Here is a 22,216-nt window from a genome sequence, read left to right on the forward strand (position 1 = left end):
TTGTCCGGGTCGATCCACCAGGAATCGATGTCGGGACCCAAGTAAGTCGGCTGTTTTTCCGGGATGCCGAATTTGTTCCAGTAGGCCAGCCAGGTTACGGATCGGGTGAATTGCGGGACGCAATAGAAATTCCACAACAGAACCCGGTCGAGCGCATGAGTGGCGGCGAGCAGGTCGTCGCGATCCGTCGCGAAGATAACGCGTTCAACCAGTGCGTCGACCACTGGGTCCTTGATCCCCGCGTAATTTCGTGAGCCCGGTGTATCGGCTGCCTTCGAACTCCAGTACTCGCGTTGTTCATTGCCCGGCGAGTCCGACTGCGGCAGCCGGGAGGTTATGACGTCGTAGTCGAAATTGTTGACGCGAGCGATGTACTGGCTGGTATCGACTATCCTGAACGAAGCCGAGATGCCGATCTTTCCCAGCATATTTACAAATGGATTGACCGTTTGTTCGGCGCCCTGGTCGAAGCCCAGAATCTCGACGGTAAAAGGCTCCCCGCTTTTCTCATTGGTCATACGGCCATTCTGGATTTTCCAACCCGCCGCCGCAAACAGATCGATCGCTTCGCGCAGGTACGACCGCTCGGCCTTCGGGCTATCGAAGACCGGAAGCTTGAACTCCTGGGTAAACAGTTCTGGCGGGAGCTTGCCCTTGTATTGATTGAGGATCTCCAATTCTTTGCCCCGCGGCAGTCCGCTCGAAGCAAGTTCGCTGCCCATGAAATAGCTGTTGGAGCGGGTGTTGAGGCCGAAGGATTGGGTGCGGTTCAAGGTTTCGAAGTCGAAGGCGTAACCGAGCGCCTCGCGCACGCGCCGATCCTGGAACTTTGTCCGTCGCGTGTTCAGCATGAAACCTTGCATCGAGGCGAGTGATGTCGCCTTGAACTCCCGCTTGATGACATCGCCGGCTTTGAGAGCCGGAAAATTGTAGCGCGTCATCCATAATCGCGCACTGTTTTCAGCCTGGATGTCCTCATATCCGCCTTTGGTGAAGGCTTGCCACGCGGCGTTGTCATCGAGAATGTAGGTGTAGCGTCTGGTGTCGTAGTTGTTGCGCCCGACATTGATGGCCAGATCGGCGGCCCAGAAGTCCGGAACGCGTCGCCAGACGACTTCCGAACCAGGTTTGAAGCTCTCGATCTTGTAGGGTCCAGAGCCGAGCGGGATTTCAAGGCTTGGCTGGGTGATGTCGCGCTTCTTGCCGTTGGCATCGGTGCCTTCCCACCAGTGCTTCGGCAGCACCACCACATCCGCCATGATCAGCGGTAACTCGCGATTGCCCTTCTGATCAAAACGGAACTCGACTTCCCGATCTGAAACGGCGACCGCCTCGGTGACGTTGGCGAAATAGCGGTTGAACTGCGGACTTTCCTTTTTGAGAAAGTTGAATGACCAAATCACGTCATCCACGGTGATCGGTTGGCCATCATGCCATCTGGCACGCGGGTCGAGCCGATAAGTTGCGGATGAAAAATCGGCTGGGTACTTGTAGGCGTCTGCTATCTCGGGATGGTTGACGCTGCCCTCGTCAAGGGATTTCGCCATCAGCGACTGGTAGAGGAGCCCACCCTGATAGTTCAATCCTGCGGCAGGGGTGCCGCGTGCGATGAAAGGATTGAAGCTGTCGAAGGTGCCGAGTTCCACCGAATTCAGCGTGCCGCCCTTGGGCGCGTTCGGATTGACGTAGTCGTAGTGCTGGAAATTGGCGCCGTATTTGGACTCGCCGATCAGCGATGAGGTGGTGCGCCATTCGTCGGCGCGGGCAGCCTGCAATCCCGCCGCCAGAAGGGCTGCCGCCAGCAACGACTTGAGAAGCGTTCGGCCAACCGTCATGCACTATCCTCTTCGCGATGCCCGTTCATGGGCAATCTAGATGATTTGGCGCTCGTGAAAACCGTCATGCGCGGCTTTGTCGCCGCCTATGCGGTTTTCCCAATAAAAAAGCCGGGCTGAACCCGGCTTTTTCAAGGTCGTCGAGATGATATCGAAATTATTGGGCAGGCGCCGGTGCCGGTGCGGCCGGAGCCGGGGCGGCGGGAGCGGCCGGCGCGGCACCCTCAGCCGGCTTTGCCGGAGCGGCTGCATCGGCAGGCTTGGCGCCTGCATCGGCGGCGGCACCGGGTGCCGGCAGCGGCTTGGGATTGTCGGACAGCGTGCGCAGATAGGCGATGACGTTGGCGCGGTCCTCGTCCTTGGGCAGGCCGGCGAAGCCCATGGCGGTGCCCTTCACGAATTTCTTCGGCGAGGTGATGAAGTGGTTGATGTTGTCGTAGGTCCACTTCTCGGTGCCGCCCTTGGAGAATTCCTTCATGCCGGCCGAATAGGCAAAGCCTTCATGCTCGGCGACCGGGCGGTCGACGAGGTCCCACAGGTCCGGGCCGACCTTGTTGGGGCCGCCCTTTTCGCCGGAATGGCAGGCCTGGCACTTCTTGAAGACGGCAGCACCCTGCTCGACATTGGCGGTCGCCAGCAGATCGGCGATCGGCTTGGCCGCGGCGGCGGGTGCGGCCGGACCGCCTTCGGCGGGCTCGGCGGCCTCGATGGCGAAACCAGGCTTTTCCGGCGCCGGCGACGCAAACAGCGCATCGGACACAATGCCGACCGAGAAGACGACGAAAACGGTTCCGAGCAATCCGGCGAGCAGTTTGTTGACTTCGTTGGAATCCATACGCCCCTTGCTCCCTTTTCCGGCGGACAGAACCGTCCACTCCGTCCGTCGGTATCGTGACCGTCCTGCCAGGGCGGTCAAATCGGGCGGAAACTAGGTCTTTTGCTGCGGCGTTGCAACACCTATAAGGGCGCTTCCAGTGAGACCTTTTGCCACTTTCCCTGTCCTCTTTCGAGACGCCTTGCACCCGAAATGTCCACGCTGATCCTGATCCCGGCCCGCATGGCTTCGACCCGCCTGCCGGGCAAGCCGCTGGCCGACATCGCCGGCGCCCCGATGATCGTCCATGTCGCCCGCCGCGCCGCCGAAGCCGGCCTTGGCCGGGTGGTGGTGGCGACCGACACGCAAAGCGTGGCGCAAGCCGTGCGCGCGCACGGTTTCGAGGCCGTGATGACGCGCATGGATCATGAATCCGGCTCCGACCGCATCCACGAGGCGCTGGTCGCGCTCGACCCCGGGCGCAAGGTCGAAACCATCGTCAATGTGCAGGGCGACCTGCCGACCATCGATCCCCGGATCATCGCCGCGTCGCTCAGGCCTTTCGAGGACAGTGCGGTGGATATCGCCACGCTCGGCGTCGAGATCGTCCGCGATGAGGAAAAGACCAATCCCAATGTCGTCAAGATCGTCGGCTCGCCGCTTTCCGGCAGCAGGCTGAGGGCGCTCTATTTCACCCGTGCCACGGCGCCTTGGGGCGAGGGGCCGCTCTACCATCATGTCGGCCTCTACGCCTATCGCCGCGAAGCACTCGAGCGTTTCGTCGCGCTGAAGCCGTCGCCGCTCGAACGGCGCGAGCGGCTGGAACAGTTGCGGGCGCTGGAAGCCGGCATGCGCATCGACGCCGAGATCGTCCAGTCGCTGCCGCTCGGCGTCGACACGCCTGAAGACCTCGAACGCGCCAGAACAATCCTTTCAACCTGAGATATCGGCATGCCTGAAAAGACCAACAGAATATCCTTCCAGGGCGAACCGGGCGCCAATTCCGACACCGCCAGCCGCAACATGTTCCCTTCGATGGAGCCGTTGCCCTGCCCGACCTTCGAGGATGCCTTCAACGCGGTCGAGACCAACAAGGCCGACCTCGCCATGATCCCGATCGAGAACACCATTGCCGGGCGCGTCGCCGATATCCATCATCTCCTGCCGGAATCGAAGCTGCACATCGTCGGCGAATATTTCCTGCCCATCCATTTCCAGCTGATGGTGCTGCCAGGCGTCAAGCGCGACGAGATCAAGACGGTGCACAGCCACATCCATGCGCTTGGCCAGTGCCGCAAATACGTTCGCAAGAACGGTTGGAAGGCGATCGTCGCCGGCGACACGGCCGGCGCCGCCAAAATGGTCTCCGAGGTCAAGGACCGCAGCATGGCGGCGCTGTCGCCGGCCCTGGCCGCGACCCTCTACGGGCTCGATATCATCGAGCAAAATGTCGAGGACACCGACTCAAACGTCACCCGCTTTGTCGTCCTGACCAAGAACAAGCAATGGGCCGAGCGCCCTTCGCCCGACGTCAAGATGATGACGACCTTCATCTTCCGCGTCCGCAACGTGCCGGCCGCGCTCTACAAGGCGATGGGCGGCTTCGCCACCAACGGCATCAACATGACCAAGCTGGAGAGCTACCAGCTGGGCGCTTTCACGGCGACGCTGTTTTACGCCGACATCGAGGGCCATCCCGACGACCCGCTGGTCAAGCTGGCGCTGGACGAGCTGCGTTTCTTCTCGCGCGAAGTGCGCATTCTCGGCGTCTATCCGGCCAGTGAGTCGCGTGAGCAGTGGAAGGTTGCGGACTAGATCACCGCGCCCAGCGGGACATAGTCAATCTCCATGAAGGTCTCGACCTCCGGCACCCAGCGGTCGCGCACGAAGGCGACATGGTCTGGATGGTCGTTGTACCTGGTGTAGGCGGCCTGGTCGGCGAACTCCATCGAGAAGCCGAAACGATAGTCGTTCTTGGGGCTGATCTGCCGCAATTGCTCGAAATGCGTGACGCCCCTGATCGCGGTGAGGATCCTCTTGGCGTCGACCAGGAACCGCTTTTCCTCCAGCGAATGCGGCGGATGCTTCAGCGTGAAAACGACGGTGTGACGGATCATGTCCTGCTCCTGCAATGTCTTTAGGTGTTCGCTGCCATCATTCTGAATCGACCCAGGCGCGGATGAGGTGATGCGCAATGGCGCCTTTCGGCGGCGTGATCAGATTGTCCTGGTGCGTCCTTTCCAGCATCCGGCGCACCTCGTCGCGAAAAAACCAGCGGCAGTCCTCAAGCTCGTTGAGGTCGGCCTGGATATCGTCATTGAGCGGCTCGCCGAAGCAGCCGATCATCAGCGAATAGGGAAACGGCCACGGCTGGCTGGCGTGGTAGACGACGCGGCCAAGCCGGATGCCGGCCTCCTCCAGCGTCTCGCGGCGCACCGCCGCCTCGATCGTCTCGCCCGGCTCGATGAAGCCGGCGAGGGCCGAATACATGCCCGGCGCGAAATGCCGGCCGCGTCCGAGCAGGCACTTCTCCCGCGTCGCCGTCAGCATGATCGCCACCGGGTCGGTGCGCGGAAAATGCTCGGTGCCGCAATTCGGGCAATGCCGCTTGTAGCCGCCGGCCCGCATCTGCGATTCCGTGCCGCATTTGCTGCAGAAGCGATGGCTGGCATGCCAGGCGAGCAAAGCCGCCCCTTGCGCCATCGCGCCGGCCGCCGCCTCGTCGATCAGCCCTTGCATGTAGACCGAGCGGTAGTCGATGGCCTTGACTGTTTCCGGAAGCTGTTCGGGTTCGACGCCGGCGGGCACGGCCAGCACCGGTCCTCGTTCGGAAAAGCCGAGCAGGATGCCTTGCGCCAGGGAAACCTTGAAGGGCTCGCTCTCGGTCGCACCGAACCAGGGATCGAGAGCGCCGCCATCGCCGAGCTTCAGATAGAGCCGGCCGCCATGCATCAGAAGCAGCCGCGTCGCCGGATCGGCCAGCGCTTTGTCGACCGAATCGTCGGCGCGGTTCTCGGACTGCCGGTCGATCGTGTTGCCGGCGAAGCCGACGAACTGGCTCGGCTCGCGCAAAGGCGCGTCAAACAGGCGGAAGCTCATGGGGACTCTGGAATATGTTGAGGGATGGACACGGGGAACGCTTATAGCGCCGCCTTGATCGTTTCGGCAAACCGTCGCAAGTCGGAACGTTGATAGGGCTCTCGCAGGCCATGTCCCCACACAGGACCTGGCCAGCCGGGATCGCCTTCAGAACGCGCGATGACATGGATGTGCAACTGGCGCACGATGTTGCCGAGCGCGCCGGTGTTGATCTTGGTGCAGCCGGTCGCTTTCTTCAGCGCCTGCGCCACCATATTGGTCTCGAAGGTCAGCATCGCCTGGTCAAGCGGCGTCATGTCGTGGATTTCCTCCGCGCCGGGGCGCTGCGGCACCAGCAGCAACCAGGGCCAGCGGCGGTCGTTCATCACCCGCAGCTCGCACAGCCCAAGCCACATCAATTGCTCGCTGTCCGCCTCCAGCCGTGCGTCCAGCGTGAATCCGGCCTTCAGGCCCGGCAGCATCGGCGTTTCCCTTGCTTTTCTTGTTTTCCTCAAACGCAGGAACGCTAGAGCGGCGGCAGGGGGGCTGCAAGCGAATCATTGCGCCCCTCACGCTTTGGTGCGCCAATTCCATATTTTTGCGATTTCTGCGGCGCACTTGCATTTCGTCGCGCAATTGCCGATATGGAAAGCGGGAGGTTGGTGGTGGACGATCCACTCGCCAACCGGGTCAGGTCCGGAAGGAAGCAGCCCTAACGAGCCCGGAACGGGTCATTGTTCCAGCCTCCCACCTCATCGGCCCCTCTCGCGACATTGACGACGCATTGCAGCGCGGGCGAGACTATGCGCAGGAATCGGCCGCCTTCGGGCGCGGCCATTTGGAGCTTTACGGGCGTATGAGCGAAGCCGGAAATTCGGGACCAAAAAGCCTGGAGATAGGCAAGGCCGCCGCCTATCGCGTGCTGGCACGCAAGTACCGTCCTTCGAACTTCTCCGAGCTGGTCGGCCAGGAGCCGATGGTGCGCACCCTCACCAACGCCTTTGCCACCGGCCGTATCGCCCAGGCCTGGATGCTGACCGGCGTGCGCGGCGTCGGCAAGACCACGACGGCGCGCATCCTCGCGCGCGCCCTGAACTATAAAACCGCTGATATCGACCAGCCGTCGGTCGACCTTGCCGTCCTCGGCGAACATTGCCAGGCGATCATGGAAGGCCGCCATGTCGACGTCATCGAGATGGACGCCGCCTCGCACACCGGCATCGACGACATCAGGGACATCATCGAGCGCGTGCGCTACGCGCCGGTCTCGGCCCGCTACAAGGTCTACATCATCGACGAAGTGCACATGCTGTCGACGCAGGCCTTCAACGGCCTTCTGAAGACGCTGGAAGAGCCGCCGCCGCACGTCAAATTCATCTTTGCCACCACCGAGATCCGCAAGGTCCCGATCACCGTCCTGTCGCGCTGCCAGCGCTTCGACCTGAGGCGCATCGACGCCGGCGCGCTGGTCGCGCATCTCGCCTCGATCTCGGCCAAGGAGGGCATTTCGGTCGACGACGACGCGCTGGCGATGATCGCACGCGCCGCCGAGGGCTCGGCCCGTGATTCGCTCTCCATCCTCGACCAGGCGATTGCCCATGGCGCCGGCTCTGTCGGCGCCGACGCGGTTCGGGCGATGCTGGGGCTTGCCGACCGCGCCCGCATCGTCGACCTGTTCGAACATGTGATGAAAGGCGATGTCGCGGCAGCCCTTGGCGAATTCCGTGCGCAATACGATACCGGCGCCGATCCGGCCGCCGTGCTGACCGACCTTGCCGAATTCAACCACCTCGTCACCCGGCTGCGTTTCGTGCCGACGGCCATCGAGGATGCCTCGCTATCCGAGGACGAGCGGCAGCGCGGCGCCGATTTCGCCAGGACGCTGTCGGTCAGGGTGCTGTCGCGGACATGGCAGATGCTGCTCAAGGGCATTCCAGAGGTGCAGTCCTCCAACCGGCCCGTCAGCGCCGCCGAAATGGTGCTGATCCGGCTGGCGCATGCCGCCGACCTGCCGACGCTGGACGAGGCGTTGAGATCGCTTGAAGGCGCCGCGCCGGCGCAGAATGGCGCGCTGCGCCCAAATGGGGCGCCTGCAGGGGGAGGCAACGGCGCCAGCGCGGTGGCGCAGACGCGCATGCCGTCTGGCCCGGGCGGCGCGCAGACCATGCGGCTGGTCGAAGCCTCGCCTGCGCCCGTTCCCTACGTCGCTCCGCCGGAGCCGGTCACGGAGGCGCAATCGGCGCCGCTGAAATCGCTGGCCGACATCATTGCCCTGGCAGACGCGCAGCGCGACATCGCCTTCAAGGTGCTGGTCAAAAGCTGCATCCGGTTTGTACGCATCGAGCCCGGCCGCATCGACGTTGGCCTGACCAGCGATGCGCCCAAGATGCTGCTCAACGACCTGACGACGAAATTGCGCGCCTGGACCGGTCGCAGCTGGCTTGTCTCGCTGTCGAAGGAAGAGGGCGGCCAGACGCTCGCCGAAATGGAATCGGCCAAACGCGAGACGGCTTTTCTCGATGCCAAGAGCGACCCGACAGTGGCCGCCATCCTGGCGCGCTTTCCCGGTGCCAAGATCATCGACGTGCGCATTCCGGACGCGCCGGAAGCCGAAACGGCAGAGGCCGAAGTGCCGGTCGAGCCGCCGGCTGACGACGATGAACCCTGATCCAGCCACGAATCCGCAAAGGACCCGACCATGAAAGATCTTCTCGGCCTGATGGGCAAGGCGAAGGAAATGCAGGCCAAGTTCCAGGCCATGCAGGACGAGATCGCCACGCTGGAAGCGTCCGGCCAGGCCGGCGGCGGCCTGGTCAATGTGACGCTGACCGGAAAATTCGAGATGAAGTCGTTGAAGATCGATCCGTCTCTGTTCAAGGAAGACGATGTCGAGATCCTGGAAGACCTGGTGCTGGCCGCTCACAACGACGCCAAGACCAAGGTCGAGCAGATCATGCAGGAAAAGACCAAGGCGCTGACCGCGGGCCTGCCGATCCCGCCGGGAATGAAACTGCCCTTCTAGCCTTCGGTGCGGCCATGGCCGAAGAGCCGTCCGAAAGACTGATCGAGCAGCGTATCCGCAACAGGATCTACGAGATCCTGGAAATCCTGGCCGATTGTGACGACGGCGTCGATCTCGTCGGCATCAAGGGTTATTTCTATCTGTTCGAGGATTTCCTCCATCGCCCATCGATCGAAGCCGGCACATCCGCGCTTTCGAAGGACGAGCGCGCGATCGTGCTGGAGATCGCCGAATTCCTCGAGGCGGCAAGCGAGACAAATCCGGACTTCACCAAGGCTGAGTTCATAGACAGCGACTGGCCGGGAAAGATCGCGCCGACGGCCAGGGAGGCGCGGACGCTGTTCCTCCGGCGCGGCCTGTTTTCGGAGAAGGTCGAGGAGCTTGAGCCTGGCCAGCCGGCCGCGATAGCGGCCGGGCGGTAGATCGCTTCAGGAAAAATCGCGTGGTGCTTTCCCTTGGGGCAATTGCGGCGAAACAAAGAGAGAGCGGTCATCGCTTTTGTGAAATGACGGCTCGATCTATCTGGAAAGCCACGAAATTGTGCCAATTTGGCAACAGTACGTTGTTAATAACGTTTTGGCCATCATTTTGCCCGAAAGTGTCTCATTCTTGCCGCAGCCTGGGGGCGGGCACGAAGTGAGAGGGTTACCTGTTGATTTCCACGCGATGGAAGACGCCGCTGTTGCTCGGCGCCGTCATTTCACCCCTGTTTTTGGCTGCCTGCAGCCAGACCACTTCACACGGCATGTCCGTCGCCAGCCTGACCGACGCCATCACGCCAGGTTTCCTGAGTTCAGGGGCCTACAGCCACACGCCGAAGGACAAGGAATGCCTGGAACGGGCGATGTTCTTCGAGTCCAACCGCTCGAGCCGCGACGGCATGATCGCGGTCGGCACGGTGGTGATGAACCGGCTGCGCTCCGGCAATCATGGCAGCACCATCTGCCAAGTGGTGGGCGAGCCCGGGCAGTTCGCGCCTGGTGTCATGACAAGGCCGATGAATTCACGCGCAATGCCCGATGTCGAGGAAGCCGCCGACGCGGTGCTGAAGGGCGAGCGCAAGTCCAAGCTCAAGAACACCATGTTCTTCCACACAGCCGGCCTCCGCTTCCCCTACAAGAACATGCACTACACCATGGTTGCCGGCGGCAATGCCTTCTACGAGAAGCGCGGCCGCAACTGGCAGCCGCTGCCGGATGAGCCGCAGGTCGCTATTGCCTCGGCGGCGCCCGACAAGTCAGCCGCGCCGGTGACGATGGTCGCGTCCGCCGAGCCGGTGCGTCCAGCCAGGACGGCAACCGTTCGATCCGCTCCCGCCCAGCAGACCTATGTGACCGCCGCCGCCGCGCCGGCCGCGAAATCCGCGCGTGTCTCGCAAGAGCCGACGGTGGTGGCGATGCAGGAGCCGATGGAAGAGCCGGATGCCGCGCGTTTTGGCGGAAGCTTGAACACAAGGGTCATCTCGTCGGTTCAAGACGCGCCGCAAGAGGCGTCGATGGGGTTCCAGTCGACGCCTGAGAACACAGACGCCATTGGCGCGATGATTGTCAGCCAGGGCCGGCCGCTCGAGACCAACTGATCTGCGCCCCGCGGTCCGCCAAGGCCCAATATGGCGGTCATGCGGATGCAGATGTTCCAAAGCGCTCTGAAAAATCCTGGAGCGGTTCACCGTTTCGCGGAAACGGTGAACCGCTCCAGCTTTTCGTTTTGACGCAATTCCGGACGGAAAACCGCTTCGCACTTTTCCTGGAATTGCTCTAGATCAGAGCGATGTCGAAGCGAATCGCCGGTCCCGAGATCGAACGTCTGATCCAGCTCCTGGCCAAGGTGCCGGGGCTGGGACCCCGTTCGGCCAGGCGTGCCGCCCTTCATCTGATCAAGAAGAAAGAGCAGCTTTTGTCGCCCCTTGCCGCCGCCATGGCCGAGGCGGCCGACAAGGTGCGCATCTGCTCGACCTGCGGCAATGTCGATACATCGGACCCTTGCATGATCTGCACCGATCCGCGCCGTGATGCCGGCACCATCATCGTCGTCGAGGACGTCTCCGACCTGTGGGCGCTGGAGCGCGCGGCGGCGATGAATGTGCGCTACCACGTGCTCGGCGGCACGCTGTCGCCGCTCGACGGCATCGGCCCCGAGCAGCTCAACATGCGCTCGCTGGTTGATCGCGTCGCCGGCGGCGAGGTCAAGGAGATCATCCTCGCCGTCAATGCGACGGTCGAGGGCCAGACGACCGCGCATTACCTCACCGACCAGTTGTCCGGCTTCGACATCAAGGTGACGCGCCTTGCGCATGGCGTGCCGGTCGGCGGCGAACTCGACTATCTCGACGAGGGCACGCTGGCCGCGGCGCTGCGTTCGCGGACGGCGTTTTGACAAAGTTGCGGCAGAGGATGCGGAGCATGATTTTTGCGTGTCCACCAAGGCTGGTGCCAAGCACCCCCCTCGGCAGGACAGAGGGGGGTGCGAAGGAACGCAAACCTCTCAGATTGGCTCTGTTTTCCTTTTTTGCAGTTCTTCTCTCGGTCTTTTCCACCCCCGCCTCCGCCGCAAAGATCGACGACCAGTTCCGCGCCTGGCTGCAGAACGACCTCTGGCCGCAGGCCAAGGCGAAAGGCATTTCCAAAACCACCTTTGATGCCGCCTTCGACGGCATCAAGCCCAATCTGAAGCTGCCGGACCTGGTCAAGCCGGGCGAGAAGGCGGCCACGCCCCAGAAGCAGCACCAGGCCGAATTCGGCTCACCCGGCGCCTATTTCGCCGAGAAGACGGTTCGCGCGGTGACGGCGGGCGCGCGCGCGCGAAGCCGCCAATGCCAGGACACTTGCGGCCATCGAAAAGCGCTATGGCGTGCCGGGCGAAGTGCTGCTGGCGATCTGGGGCCGCGAGACCGGATTCGGCGCGGCGAAGATGCCTTATGACGCCTTCGAAGTGCTGGGCACCAAGGCATTCATGTCGACCAGGAAGGACTTCTTCCGCACCGAACTGCTTGCCGCACTCGAGATCGTCGAGCGCGGGCTGGCTCCGGTCGGCGCGATGAAATCGTCCTGGGCCGGCGCGCTCGGCCAGCCGCAATTCATGCCGACCTCGTTCCTGAAACATGCCGTCGATTTCGACGGCGACGGCCGCGTCGACATCTGGAACTCGACGCCCGACGTGTTGGCCTCGATCGCCAATTATCTCGTCCACTATGGCTGGGTAAAGGGTCGTGGCTGGGGATTCGAGGTGACGGTGCCGGAAAGCGTTTCCTGTTCGCTGGAAGGCCCGGACCAGGGCAAGAAAATCTCGCAATGGGCTGATATGGGCATCAAGCGCGTCGGCGGCAAACCGTTTCCAGTGAGTGAGCTGAAGGCCGAAGGCTTTCTGCTGATGCCGGCAGGGCGCAGCGGCCCGGCCTTTGTCGCCACGCCCAATTTCTACGTGCTGAAGCAATACAACACCAGCGACCTGTACGCGCTGTTCATCGGCCATGGCGCCGATCGCATCGCCCATGGCGATCAGAACTTCGCCGGCAGCTGGGGCGCGATCGGCGGGCTGCACCGTTCGGACATCGCCGCCCTGCAGCGGGCGCTGGAGGCCAAGGGCTATGATGTCGGCAGCGCCGATGGCCTGCCCGGCTTCAAGACCCGCCGCTCGATCGGCATATGGCAAGCCAAGAACGGCCGCGCCGCCACCTGCTTTCCTGACGCCGATCTGGTCGCAGTGCTGAAATAGCTCCGAAATTAGCAGATTTTTCTCGATCGGCAGCCTCGATTGGCTGGCCTATGCGTCGACACCCCACCGGCCTTTCTGGCCCAATGAGCCGTCGTATAAATGCTCGTTGCCCGCCACGGGGCCGCCGGGTATGGTGTTGACCAACTGGACAAAAACCACGACGGTAAGTGGGCAGAGGGGCCGTCTCCAGGCCCCGAAAAAATTCCGCAACCCTGAGCCGGGAACTCAGGTCAACAAACAACAAAACAGGGAACAATCACAATGATGATGGAAAAGTTTGCTCTACGCTCTCGCTTCCTGCTCGCGGGTGCCGCCATGTCGGCGCTGCTTCTGGCCGGCGCGCCCGCCGGTGCGGTCACGCCCGCCGACACGCTGGTCGAAGGTTTCGCGATCGACGACATCATCTCCATGGATCCGGGCGAGGCGTTCGAGCTGTCGACCGCCGAGGTCACCGGCAACACCTATGATCTGCTTGTCCGTCTCGACCTCAGCGACACCTCCAAGGTCAAGGGCGACCTTGCCGAAAGCTGGACCGTCTCCGATGACGGCCTGACCTACACGTTCAAGCTCAAGCCCGGCCTGAAATTCGCTTCCGGCAATCCGATCACGGCGTCCGATGTCGCCTGGTCGTTCGAGCGCGTCATCAAGCTCGACAAGAGCCCGGCCTTCATCATCGGCCAGTTTGGCATCAGCGGTGACAACGTCACCGAAAAGGCCAAGGCTGTCGACGACGGCACCTTCCAGTTCACCGTCGACAAGGCCTATGCGCCGAGCTTCGTGCTGAACTGCCTGTCGGCAACGGTGGCTTCGGTGGTCGACGCCAAGCTGGTCAAGGAGCATGTCGCTTCGGTCACGCCGAGCGCCGACTACAAATGGGACAATGACTTCGGCAATGCCTGGCTGAAGACCGGCTATGCCGGCTCCGGCGTCTTCAAGCTGCGCGAATGGCGGGCCAACGAAGCCGTCGTTCTCGAGCGCAACGACAATTACTACGGCGAAAAAGCCAAGCTTGCCCGCGTCATTTATCGCAACATGAAGGAAAGCTCGGGCCAGCGCCTGGCGCTCGAGGCTGGCGACATCGACGTTGCCCGCAATCTCGAACCGAACGACCTCGACGCCATCGCCAAGAACGCCGACCTCACCACCACCAGCGCGCCCAAGGGCACGGTCTATTACATCAGCCTCAACCAGAAGAACGCGAACCTCGCCAAGCCGGAGGTGCGCCAGGCGTTCAAGTATCTGGTCGACTATGATGCCTTGAGCTCCACCATCCTCAAGGGCATCGGCGAAATCCATCAGACCTTCCTGCCCAAGGGCGTGCTCGGCGAATTGGATGAGAATCCGTTCAAGCTCGATGTCGCCAAGGCCAAGGAATTGCTGGCCAAGGCCGGTCTGCCCGACGGCTTCAGCGTAACCATGGACGTACGCACCGGCCAGCCGACGACCGGGATGGCGGAATCGATCCAGCAGACGCTCGGACAGGCCGGCATCAAGCTCGAGATCATCCCGGGCGACGGCAAGCAGACGCTCACCAAATACCGCGCCCGCAACCACGACATCTATATCGGCCAATGGGGCCAGGATTATTTCGACCCGAACTCCAACGCCCAGACCTTTGCCTCGAACCCGGACAATTCGGATGGGGCCAAGACCAAGACGCTGGCCTGGCGCAACGCCTGGGACATTCCGGACCTGACCAAGCAGACGGAAGCGGCACTGCTCGAGAAGGATGCCGGCAAGCGCGCCGACATGTACAAGGATCTCGAGAAGAAAATCCTCGACACCAGCCCCTTCGTCGTCATCCACCAGCAGCTGGAAGTGGCCGGCCTGCGCAAGAACCTCAAGGGCTTTGCGCTCGGCCCGAGCTTCGACACCAACTTCGTCGGACCGGTGTCCAAGGAATAGTGCTCGCGGACACGCCGCATGAGCGCGGTTGAAAAAGAAGTGGCGGCGGGGCGCGGCAGCGCCCGCGCCGTCGCTGTTGCATCATCGCTTGGCCGTTTCCTGGTCATTGCGATCACGACCTATCTTGGTCTGCTCGCGGTCACCTTCTTCATCGGCCGCGTCATTCCAATCGACCCGGTGCTGGCGGTGCTCGGCGACCGGGCGCCGGCCAATGTGGTTGAGCGCACGCGCCGCGAGATGGGCCTCGATTTGCCGTTGATCGAGCAGTTCTACATCTATGTGAAGAATGCGCTGAACGGCAATTTCGGCGTCTCCGTGCTGACCACCAATCCGGTCATGACCGACATTCGCCGGGCGCTTCCGGCCACGACGGAACTGGCGACCCTCGGAACGCTGATCGGCGCGTTGTTCGGCGTGCCGCTCGGTGTGCTGGCCGCGGTCAGGCGCGGCAGCCTCATCGACCAGATCGTGCGCGTCATCGGCCTGATCGGTTATTCCGTGCCGATCTTCTGGCTGGGGCTGCTTGGGCTGGTGCTGTTTTACGCCAAGCTGCAATGGGTTGCCTTCCCGGCGAGGCTCGACGTCGTCTACGAATACACCTTTACGCCGATCACCGGCTTCTATCTCCTCGACTCTGCGATGCAGGGGCAGTGGGACGTTTTTTACGACGCCTTCCGCCACATCATCCTGCCGGCCTCGCTGCTCGGCTATTTCTCGCTCGCCTATATCAGCCGCATGACGCGCTCGTTCATGCTCAACGAATTGTCGCAGGAATATATCGTCGCGGCGCGCGCCAAGGGCCTGTCGGAAACCCGCATCATCTGGGGCCACGCGCTGCGCAACGCAGCGGTGCCGATGGTGACGGTGATCGCGCTGTCCTATGCCGGACTGCTGGAAGGTTCGGTGCTGACCGAGACCGTCTTCTCATGGCCGGGCATCGGCCTTTACATCACCAATTCGCTGCAGAACGCCGACATGAATGCGGTGCTCGGTGGCACCATCGTCATCGGCTCGGTGTTCATCGCCATCAACCTTCTCTCCGACCTGCTGTATCGGGTGCTCGATCCGAGGACGAAGTCCGCATGAGCGTCGACACCATCCAGAGCCGTCGCGACTGGCTGCTCAGCGAGCGGCCGGCCTCGCGCATGCAGGCAAGGCTCGGCCGCGCCTATGTGGCGTGGCGGCGCTTTTCCGCCAACCGGTTGGCGTTTCTGGGCCTGCTCATCATCATTGCCCTGCTGGTCGTTGCCGCCCTTGCAGGCGTGCTGGCACCTTATTCGCCAACGTTCGGCGACCTGAAGAACGCGCGCCTGCTGGCGCCGAGCGCCGAGCACTGGTTCGGCACCGACGATCTCGGCCGCGATATCCTGTCGCGCATCCTCTACGGCTCGCGCTGGACGCTTTACGTGGTCATCCTGGTCGCCATCATCGCCGCACCCATCGGCCTTCTGGTCGGCACGGTGGCCGGCTATGCCGGCGGCTGGACCGATGCCATCCTGATGCGCATCACCGACATCTTCCTCGCCTTTCCCAAGCTGATCCTGGCGCTGGCCTTCGTCGCAGCACTTGGCCCCGGCATCGAGAATGCGGTGCTGGCCATCGCCATCACCTCATGGCCGCCCTACGCCCGCATCGCGCGGGCAGAGACGCTGACGGTGCGCAATTCCGACTACATCAAGGCGGTGCAACTGATGGGCGCCTCGCCCTTCCGCATCGTGCTGCGCCATATCATGCCGCTTTGCATTTCGTCCCTGATCGTCAGGGTGACGCTCGACATGGCCGGCATCATCCTGACCGCCGCCGGGCTCGGTTTCCTCGGCCTCGGCGCGCAGCCGCCGCTGCCCGAATGGGGCACGATGATCGCGTCCGGCCGCCGCTTCGTGCTCGACCAGTGGTGGGTGGCCGGTGCGCCGGGCTTCGCCATCCTCATCGTCAGCCTCGGCTTCAACCTGCTTGGCGACGGCCTGCGCGACGCGCTCGATCCGCGGAGTGGCGACCAATGAGCGGCGACCAATGAGCGGAGAAACGAAAACGCTTCTCAACGTAGACGACCTGCGCGTCACCTTCCCGACCCGCACCGGGCTGATCGAGGCGGTGCGCGGCGTTTCCTTTTCGCTCGGCCGCGAACGGCTCGGCATCGTCGGCGAATCCGGCTCGGGAAAATCGCAGACCGGCCGCGCCATCATGGGCCTGACGCCACCGCAGGCGCGGATATCGGCCAACAAGCTCGCCTTCGACGGCATCGATTTGCTCACCGTCTCGCCACGCGAACGCAGGAAGCTGCGCGGCAAGCGCATCGCCATGATCCTGCAGGATCCGAAATATTCGCTCGACCCGGTGATGAGCATCGGTCGCCAGATCGTCGAGACGCTGCGCACCCATGAAAAGGTCGGCAAGGCGGAGGCGCGCGACCGTGCATTGGCCATGCTGGAGGCGGTGCAGATCCGTGATCCCTCTCGCGTCTTCAATTTGCATCCGCATGAAGTTTCGGGCGGCATGGGCCAGCGCGCCATGATCGCCATGATGCTGATCGCCGGTCCGGAAATGATGATCGCCGACGAGCCGACCTCGGCGCTCGACGTCACCGTGCAGCTCGATGTGCTCGGCATCCTCGACCGGCTGGTCAGTGAGCGTGGCATGGGGCTGATCTTCATCTCGCACGATTTGCGCCTGGTCTCGTCCTTCTGCGACCGCGTCATCGTCATGTATGCCGGCAAGGTGGTCGAGCAGCTCAAGGCGTCCGAACTCGGCCAGGCCCAGCATCCCTACACGCGCGGCCTGCTCAATTGCATGCCCAAGATCGGTGCCGACCGCCACCCGCTGCCGGTGCTCGACCGCAAGCCGGAGTGGGCGGCATGACTTCTGCGATTGCCGTCGACAGGCTGGAAGTGATCTTCGACCGTTTTCGCGCACTGAAAGGCGTCAGCCTCGACGTGCAGCCGGGCGAATCCTTCGGCCTGGTCGGCGAATCCGGCTCCGGCAAATCGACGCTGCTGCGGGCCATCGCCGGCCTTGCGCCGGTTGCATCGGGCGGCATCGTCGTCAACGGCAAGACGCTCGGCGCGCGCCGCGACAAGGCCTTCTACCGTGAAGTGCAGATGGTCTTCCAGGATCCGTACGGGTCGCTGCACCCGCGCCAGACCGTCGACCGTCTGCTGCAGGAGCCGCTTGCCATCCATGGCTTTGCCGACGGCGAAAAGCGTATCCAGCGGGCGCTCGACGAAGTCGGCCTCGGCAACGGTTTTCGGTTTCGCTATTCGCACCAGCTCTCCGGCGGCCAGCGCCAGCGCGTGGCGATCGCGCGTGCGCTCATTCTGGAACCGTCGATCCTGCTGCTCGACGAGCCGACCTCGGCGCTCGATGCCTCGGTGCAGGCGGAAGTGCTCAACCTGCTGGAAGAGGTACGCAAGCGCCGCAAGCTGACCTTCCTGATGGTCAGCCACGACCTCGCCATCATCACCCATATGTGCGAGCGGCTGATGGTGATGCAAAGCGGCGAGGCGGTGGAGAATCTGGCGGCGGCAGACCTTGTCGAGCGCCGCGTGACCAAGGACTATACGCGCAATCTGTTGCGGGCCAGCGACGGGTTTGTGAGAACCGCTTGAATTCGTTTTCTCTTTTGCGCCGAACAACCATCTTGGGGAATTCCCATGGAGGAATGGAAGTTTGCGGATCCGCCCAATGTCGCGGTGTTTGTGGATAGGGCAGTCGTTACCCGCGGCGATTGGATTACATACGTCTCACATGACGATGACGACGGCAGTTGGCAATTCCACAACAGCGAAACCGGACCTGTTGACGAAGGCGATATCATGATCGTCAGCTTGCAAAACGTTGTGCAGCGGGACGAAAGCATCCAGGCGTTGGCGGACTTGCCAGAAGGCTGGCACGCTTGGCGCACCTCGAAATCGTCGCCATGGCAACGCGCCAGGTCGCGCCCTGTGCCCTCCAACGACAACGAATGATCAGGCAAAGCCTTAGGCTGAGCCTTGCGCCAGTTCGCCGCTCTCCAGAACGGGTGGCTCTTCCCGGCCCTTCGGCTCCTTGATCCTGAACCACGTCACATAAAGCGCCGGCAGGAACAGCAGCGTGATTGCGGTACCCGCGATGATGCCGCCCATCATCGCATAGGCCATCGGACCCCAGAACACTTCACGCGCGATCGGGATCAGCGCCAGGCTGGCGGCCGCCGCCGTCAGTGCGATCGGCCGCATCCGGTGTTCGGTCGCTTCGATGACCGCCGCCCAGCGGTCCTTGCCCTCTCGAACAAGATCCTCGATCTGCACGATCAGGATGACCGAATTGCGGATCAGGATGCCGATCAGCGCCAGCACGCCCAGGATGGCGACGAAGCCCAGCGGCGCTCCGCTCGGCACCAGGGCCGCCACCACGCCGATCAGGCCGAGCGGCGCCACCGCCACGACCAGGAACAGGCGCTGGAAGCTTTGCAACTGCACCATCAGGATCGTTGCCATGACGAACAGCATCAACGGCACGACGGCGGCGATCGGTCCCTGACTTTTGGCGCTCTCCTCGACCGAGCCGGCGGTGGCGATCGAATAGCCCGGCGGCAGCTTGGCGGTGAAGGCATCGACCGATGGCTTCAGTTCGTTGACGACCGTGGCCGGCAGCACGTCGCCGACCAGCCCGGCGCGCACGGTGATGGTCGGGATGCGATCGCGTCGCCACACCGTCGGTTGCTCCAGATCGTAGCGGAAGTTGGCGACCGCCGCGAGCGGGATCGCCTCGCCGGTGCTGGTCGGCAACTGCATGTTCTGCAACGTCTCGATCGAGCCGCGTTCGGCCCCGCGGGAGCGGGCCACGACATTGATCAGGTAGGTCGCGTCGCGCACCTGCGTGATGGTGGCGCCGCCGACCGTACTGTTCAGCGCGCTGGCGATGTCGGAGGAGGTGATGCCGAGCTGGCGTGCCTTGTCCTGCAGCACGTCGACCCTCAGCACCCGCTGCGGCTCGTTCCAGTCGAAGGTCGGCGCAGCGAGCTTTGGATTGGCGGAGATGACACCGGCGAATTGCTGCGCCAGTTCGCGCACCGTCTGGATGTCGGGACCGCCGACGCGGTATTGCACGGGGCGGCCGACCGGCGGTCCGAGTTCGAGCGGCTTGACGAAGGCGTCGGTGCCGACGAACTCCTCGCGCAGCAGCTTTTCCAGCGCCGGCTTGACCCGGTTGCGGGCCTCGATGCTCTTGGTGACGATGACGGTCTGGCCGAAATAGGGGTTGGCCGGCTGCACGTCATAGGCGAGCACGAAACGCACCGCGCCCTGGCCGATATAGGACGAGAAATGGTCGATGTCGGGATTGCCGACCAGCGCCCGCTGCTCGAACCGCTCCATCTGGTCGCGCGTGTCGGCGATCGAAGAATTCTGCGGCAGGTTCCAGTCGACGATCAGCTCCGGCCGGTCCGATGGCGGGAAGAACTGCTGCTGCACCAGGCCGAAGCCGGCGATCGAGCCGGCAAACAACGACACGGTGGCGATGATGGTCAGCCAGTGATGGCGCACCGAGCCGACAAGCACGCGCCGGAACAGTGAGGTGAAGCGGCCCGGCTGGTCGTGATGCTTGGTTTTCATCGTCGCCGGCAGGATGGTGACGCCGAGCAGTGGCGCAAACAGCACCGCCACGATCCATGACACCAGCAGCGAAACGGCGATGACCACGAACAGGGTGAAGGTATATTCGCCGGCGGCGCTGTTGTTGAGGCCGATCGGGATGAAGCCGGCGACAGTTACCAGCGTACCGGTCAGCATCGGAAAGGCGGTCGATGTGTAGACATAGGTCGCTGCCTTGCGCAGATTGTCGCCGACCTCCAGCCGCGCCACCATCATCTCGACCGCGATCATCGCGTCGTCGACCAGAAGGCCGAGCGCGATGATCAGCGCACCCAGGGAAATACGCTGCAGCGAAATGCCGAGATAGGCCATGACGGTGAAGGTGATGGCCAGCACCAGCGGGATCGACAGCGCCACGACGAAGCCGGCGCGCATGCCGAGACTGATGAACGACACGGCGAGCACGATGGCGACCGCCTCGAACAGCGCACGCGTAAAGCCCGAGACGGCCTCCTCGACGATGACCGGCTGGTCGGCCACCAGATGCACGCCGACGCCGACCGGCAGGTCGGCCAGCACCTTGTCCATCTCCTTGTGCAGGGCCTCGCCGAATTCGAGCAGGTTGGCGTTGGGTTTCATGCCGATGGCGAGCCCGATCGCGTCCTGGCCGTTGAAACGGAACAGTGCCGTCGGCGGATCGACATAGCCGCGTGTGATCGTCGCTACGTCGCTCAGGCGGAAGAAGCGGTCGTTGACGCGCAGATTGATGGCGCGCAGGCTTTCCTCGGAGGTGAACTGCCCGCCGACACGCACGCTGATGCGCTCCGGCCCGGACTGGATGACGCCGGACGGCGTGATCGCGTTCTGCGCCTGCAGGCTGGCGACGATCGCTTGCTGGTTGAGGCCGAGGGCGGCGATCTGGCGGGTTGAGAATTCGAGATAGATCGCTTCGTCCTGGGCGCCGACCAGGTCGACCTTGCCGGCGTTGGGCACGGTCAGGATCTTTGTTCTGGCATCCTCGACATAGTCGCGCAACTGGCGCGGCGTCAGCCCGTCCGATGTGAAGGCGTAGATGTTGCCATAGACGTCGCCGAAGCGGTCGTTGAAGAACGGGCCCTGCACACCCTGCGGAAACTGTGCCCCGATGTCATTGACCATGTTGCGCACCTGAATCCAGTTCGGCACGACATCGCGTGCCTTGGTGGTGTCCTTCAGGTTGACGAAGATGACGGTCTGGCCGGCCGTGGTGACGGACTTGGTGTAGTCGAGGCTGTCGAGTTCCTCGAGTTTCTTCTCGATCCGGTCGGTCACCTGCTGCACGGTTTCCTTGACCGAGGCGCCCGGCCAGTTGGCCTGGATGATCATCGTCTTGATGGTGAAGTTGGGATCTTCTTCACGGCCGAGATTGAGGTAGGAGAACACGCCAGCCACGACGAAGACCAGCATGAAATACCAGACCATGGAGCGGTGGTTGAGCGCCCAGTCGGAGAGATTGAAGCCTTTCATGAGGCCCCTCCCTCGGGCACTGTCACCTTCTGGCCTTCGCTCAGGCTGTGGACGCCCGCCGTGACAACACGCATGCCGGCCTCCAGCCCCTCGGTCACCGTGAAGGTGCCGCCATTCTTCGACGCGACCTTTATGTCGCGTGCGTTCACGCTCGATGTCTGCGGGTCGACGATCCACACTTTCGCGGAACCGTTCTTTTCGAACAGCGCCGACATGGGCAGTTCGATCGTCGGTGCCACCTTGGTCACGCGGGTCGCCGTCACCGTGGAGCCGAGCCGGAAGGCCTGTGGCGGATCCGTGAGCGTCAACCTGACGCGCCGGGTGCGGGTCGAGCCCTCGGATTGCGGTGCGATCTCGCGCAGCTTAGCCCCGGTCTGGATCGTCGGCAGCGACTGCAGGATGACCTGGAAGGGCGTGCCGGCCGCGAGATCACCGGTCAATTGGTCGGGAATGTCGACCACCGCCTCGCGCAGGTCCGAGCGCGCCACGGTGACGACCGTCTGGCCGGGCGAGACCGTCTGGCCAACTTCGGCGCCGACAGCGGTGACGACACCGTCGAAATCAGAGAACAGCCTGGCATAGCCGAGCTGTTCCTGCGATTTGGCAAGCGAGGCCTTGGCCCGCTCGACACCTGCCTCCGCAGCTTTGCGCGCCTGCTGCGCGGCGTCGAAGACAGCTTGCGTGGCGTTGGCCGAGGCGAGTAACTGGCGCTGCCGTTCCTCGCTGGCGGCGGCGTTGGCGAACTGCGCCTCGGCATTGGACAGTTCCGCCT

The 22,216-nt window shown here is 63.2% G+C and carries 20 protein-coding genes, 1 other RNA gene and 1 pseudogene; 15 read left to right on the plus strand and 7 right to left on the minus strand.

Annotated elements, in window-relative coordinates; genetic code table 11:
• Together EN949_RS18070 and EN949_RS18075 are read right to left on the minus strand one after the other, a co-directional pair.
• A partial coding sequence (locus EN949_RS18070) for an extracellular solute-binding protein (RefSeq protein ID WP_164782511.1) occupies positions 1-1,835 on the minus strand: 1,835 nt, incomplete at its 3' end.
• A gap of 157 nt (positions 1,836-1,992) precedes the next feature.
• A complete protein-coding gene (locus tag EN949_RS18075) occupies positions 1,993-2,670 on the minus strand; it encodes a cytochrome c family protein (protein ID WP_013527938.1) in 678 nt (225 codons plus the stop codon).
• Positions 2,671-2,862: 192 nt separating this feature from the next.
• Here EN949_RS18075 and EN949_RS18080 point away from each other — a divergent pair, with 192 nt between their 5' ends.
• Complete coding sequence (locus tag EN949_RS18080) at positions 2,863-3,591, plus strand: 3-deoxy-manno-octulosonate cytidylyltransferase (RefSeq protein ID WP_027161787.1); 729 nt, start codon at positions 2,863-2,865, stop codon at positions 3,589-3,591.
• Between the two features lie 9 nt (positions 3,592-3,600).
• Positions 3,601-4,464, plus strand: coding sequence for a prephenate dehydratase (locus EN949_RS18085; protein ID WP_013527936.1), 864 nt, complete (start codon positions 3,601-3,603; stop codon positions 4,462-4,464).
• Here the strand turns inward: EN949_RS18085 and EN949_RS18090 are convergent.
• From EN949_RS18090 to EN949_RS18100, 3 genes are read right to left on the minus strand one after another with little or no spacing between them, the layout of a single operon-like run.
• Positions 4,461-4,766, minus strand: a complete 306-nt coding sequence (locus tag EN949_RS18090) for a Dabb family protein (protein ID WP_027161785.1) — start codon at positions 4,764-4,766, stop codon at positions 4,461-4,463. The two genes, EN949_RS18085 and EN949_RS18090, sit on opposite strands and share 4 nt — an antisense overlap.
• A 37-nt stretch (positions 4,767-4,803) precedes the next feature.
• Complete coding sequence (gene nudC, locus EN949_RS18095; RefSeq protein ID WP_013527934.1) at positions 4,804-5,748, minus strand: NAD(+) diphosphatase; 945 nt, start codon at positions 5,746-5,748, stop codon at positions 4,804-4,806.
• A gap of 41 nt (positions 5,749-5,789) precedes the next feature.
• Positions 5,790-6,209, minus strand: coding sequence for an HIT family protein (locus EN949_RS18100; RefSeq protein WP_013527933.1), 420 nt, complete (start codon positions 6,207-6,209; stop codon positions 5,790-5,792).
• Positions 6,210-6,381: 172 nt separating this feature from the next.
• Between EN949_RS18100 and ffs the strand changes: the two genes are divergently transcribed.
• The 13 genes and pseudogenes from ffs to EN949_RS18165 all read left to right on the plus strand — a co-directional run bounded on the left by ffs (position 6,382) and on the right by EN949_RS18165 (position 18,333).
• Positions 6,382-6,478, plus strand: an RNA gene (ffs, locus tag EN949_RS18105) — signal recognition particle sRNA small type.
• A gap of 105 nt (positions 6,479-6,583) precedes the next feature.
• Positions 6,584-8,395: a DNA polymerase III subunit gamma/tau gene (locus tag EN949_RS18110; protein WP_127366169.1), complete on the plus strand. Its 1,812-nt coding sequence runs from the start codon at positions 6,584-6,586 to the stop codon at positions 8,393-8,395.
• Positions 8,396-8,425: 30 nt separating this feature from the next.
• Positions 8,426-8,749, plus strand: coding sequence for a YbaB/EbfC family nucleoid-associated protein (locus EN949_RS18115; RefSeq protein WP_013527931.1), 324 nt, complete (start codon positions 8,426-8,428; stop codon positions 8,747-8,749).
• A gap of 14 nt (positions 8,750-8,763) precedes the next feature.
• A complete protein-coding gene (locus EN949_RS18120; RefSeq protein WP_013527930.1) occupies positions 8,764-9,171 on the plus strand; it encodes a hypothetical protein in 408 nt (135 codons plus the stop codon).
• A gap of 230 nt (positions 9,172-9,401) precedes the next feature.
• On the plus strand, positions 9,402-10,328 hold the full coding sequence (locus tag EN949_RS18125; RefSeq protein WP_013527929.1) for a cell wall hydrolase: 927 nt from the start codon (positions 9,402-9,404) through the stop codon (positions 10,326-10,328).
• Positions 10,329-10,519: 191 nt separating this feature from the next.
• Positions 10,520-11,125: a recombination mediator RecR gene (recR, locus tag EN949_RS18130; protein ID WP_013527928.1), complete on the plus strand. Its 606-nt coding sequence runs from the start codon at positions 10,520-10,522 to the stop codon at positions 11,123-11,125.
• A 26-nt stretch (positions 11,126-11,151) separates the two neighbouring features.
• Positions 11,152-12,463: pseudogene (locus EN949_RS18135) on the plus strand (lytic murein transglycosylase).
• A 261-nt stretch (positions 12,464-12,724) separates the two neighbouring features.
• A complete protein-coding gene (locus tag EN949_RS18140; protein WP_027161780.1) occupies positions 12,725-14,368 on the plus strand; it encodes an ABC transporter substrate-binding protein in 1,644 nt (547 codons plus the stop codon).
• Positions 14,369-14,386: 18 nt separating this feature from the next.
• Positions 14,387-15,454 carry an ABC transporter permease gene (locus tag EN949_RS18145; RefSeq protein ID WP_013527925.1) on the plus strand — a complete coding sequence of 356 codons (1,068 nt, stop codon included), beginning with the start codon at positions 14,387-14,389 and terminating at the stop codon, positions 15,452-15,454.
• The gene (nikC, locus tag EN949_RS18150) at positions 15,451-16,371 is read left to right on the plus strand and encodes a nickel transporter permease (RefSeq protein ID WP_013527924.1); all 921 of its coding nucleotides are present in this window, start codon (positions 15,451-15,453) and stop codon (positions 16,369-16,371) included. Before EN949_RS18145 ends, nikC begins: the two co-directional genes overlap by 4 nt.
• Positions 16,372-16,381: 10 nt before the next feature.
• The gene (locus tag EN949_RS18155) at positions 16,382-17,227 is read left to right on the plus strand and encodes an ABC transporter ATP-binding protein (protein WP_063169980.1); all 846 of its coding nucleotides are present in this window, start codon (positions 16,382-16,384) and stop codon (positions 17,225-17,227) included.
• Entirely contained in the window at positions 17,224-17,973 is a 750-nt protein-coding gene (locus tag EN949_RS18160; RefSeq protein ID WP_013527922.1) for an ABC transporter ATP-binding protein, read from the plus strand. Before EN949_RS18155 ends, EN949_RS18160 begins: the two co-directional genes overlap by 4 nt.
• 45 nt (positions 17,974-18,018) lie before the next feature.
• Positions 18,019-18,333: a hypothetical protein gene (locus tag EN949_RS18165; RefSeq protein WP_063169981.1), complete on the plus strand. Its 315-nt coding sequence runs from the start codon at positions 18,019-18,021 to the stop codon at positions 18,331-18,333.
• A 12-nt stretch (positions 18,334-18,345) separates the two neighbouring features.
• On the opposite strand, the gene EN949_RS18170 is transcribed toward EN949_RS18165, so the two are convergent.
• Both EN949_RS18170 and EN949_RS18175 read right to left on the minus strand, forming a co-directional pair.
• Entirely contained in the window at positions 18,346-21,444 is a 3,099-nt protein-coding gene (locus EN949_RS18170; protein ID WP_063169982.1) for an efflux RND transporter permease subunit, read from the minus strand.
• A partial coding sequence (locus EN949_RS18175) for an efflux RND transporter periplasmic adaptor subunit (RefSeq protein WP_127371744.1) occupies positions 21,441-22,216 on the minus strand: 776 nt, incomplete at its 5' end. The genes EN949_RS18170 and EN949_RS18175, both read right to left, overlap by 4 nt.

The organism is Mesorhizobium sp. M7A.F.Ca.US.007.01.2.1 (assembly GCF_003998165.1).
GTDB lineage: Bacteria > Pseudomonadota > Alphaproteobacteria > Rhizobiales > Rhizobiaceae > Mesorhizobium > Mesorhizobium ciceri.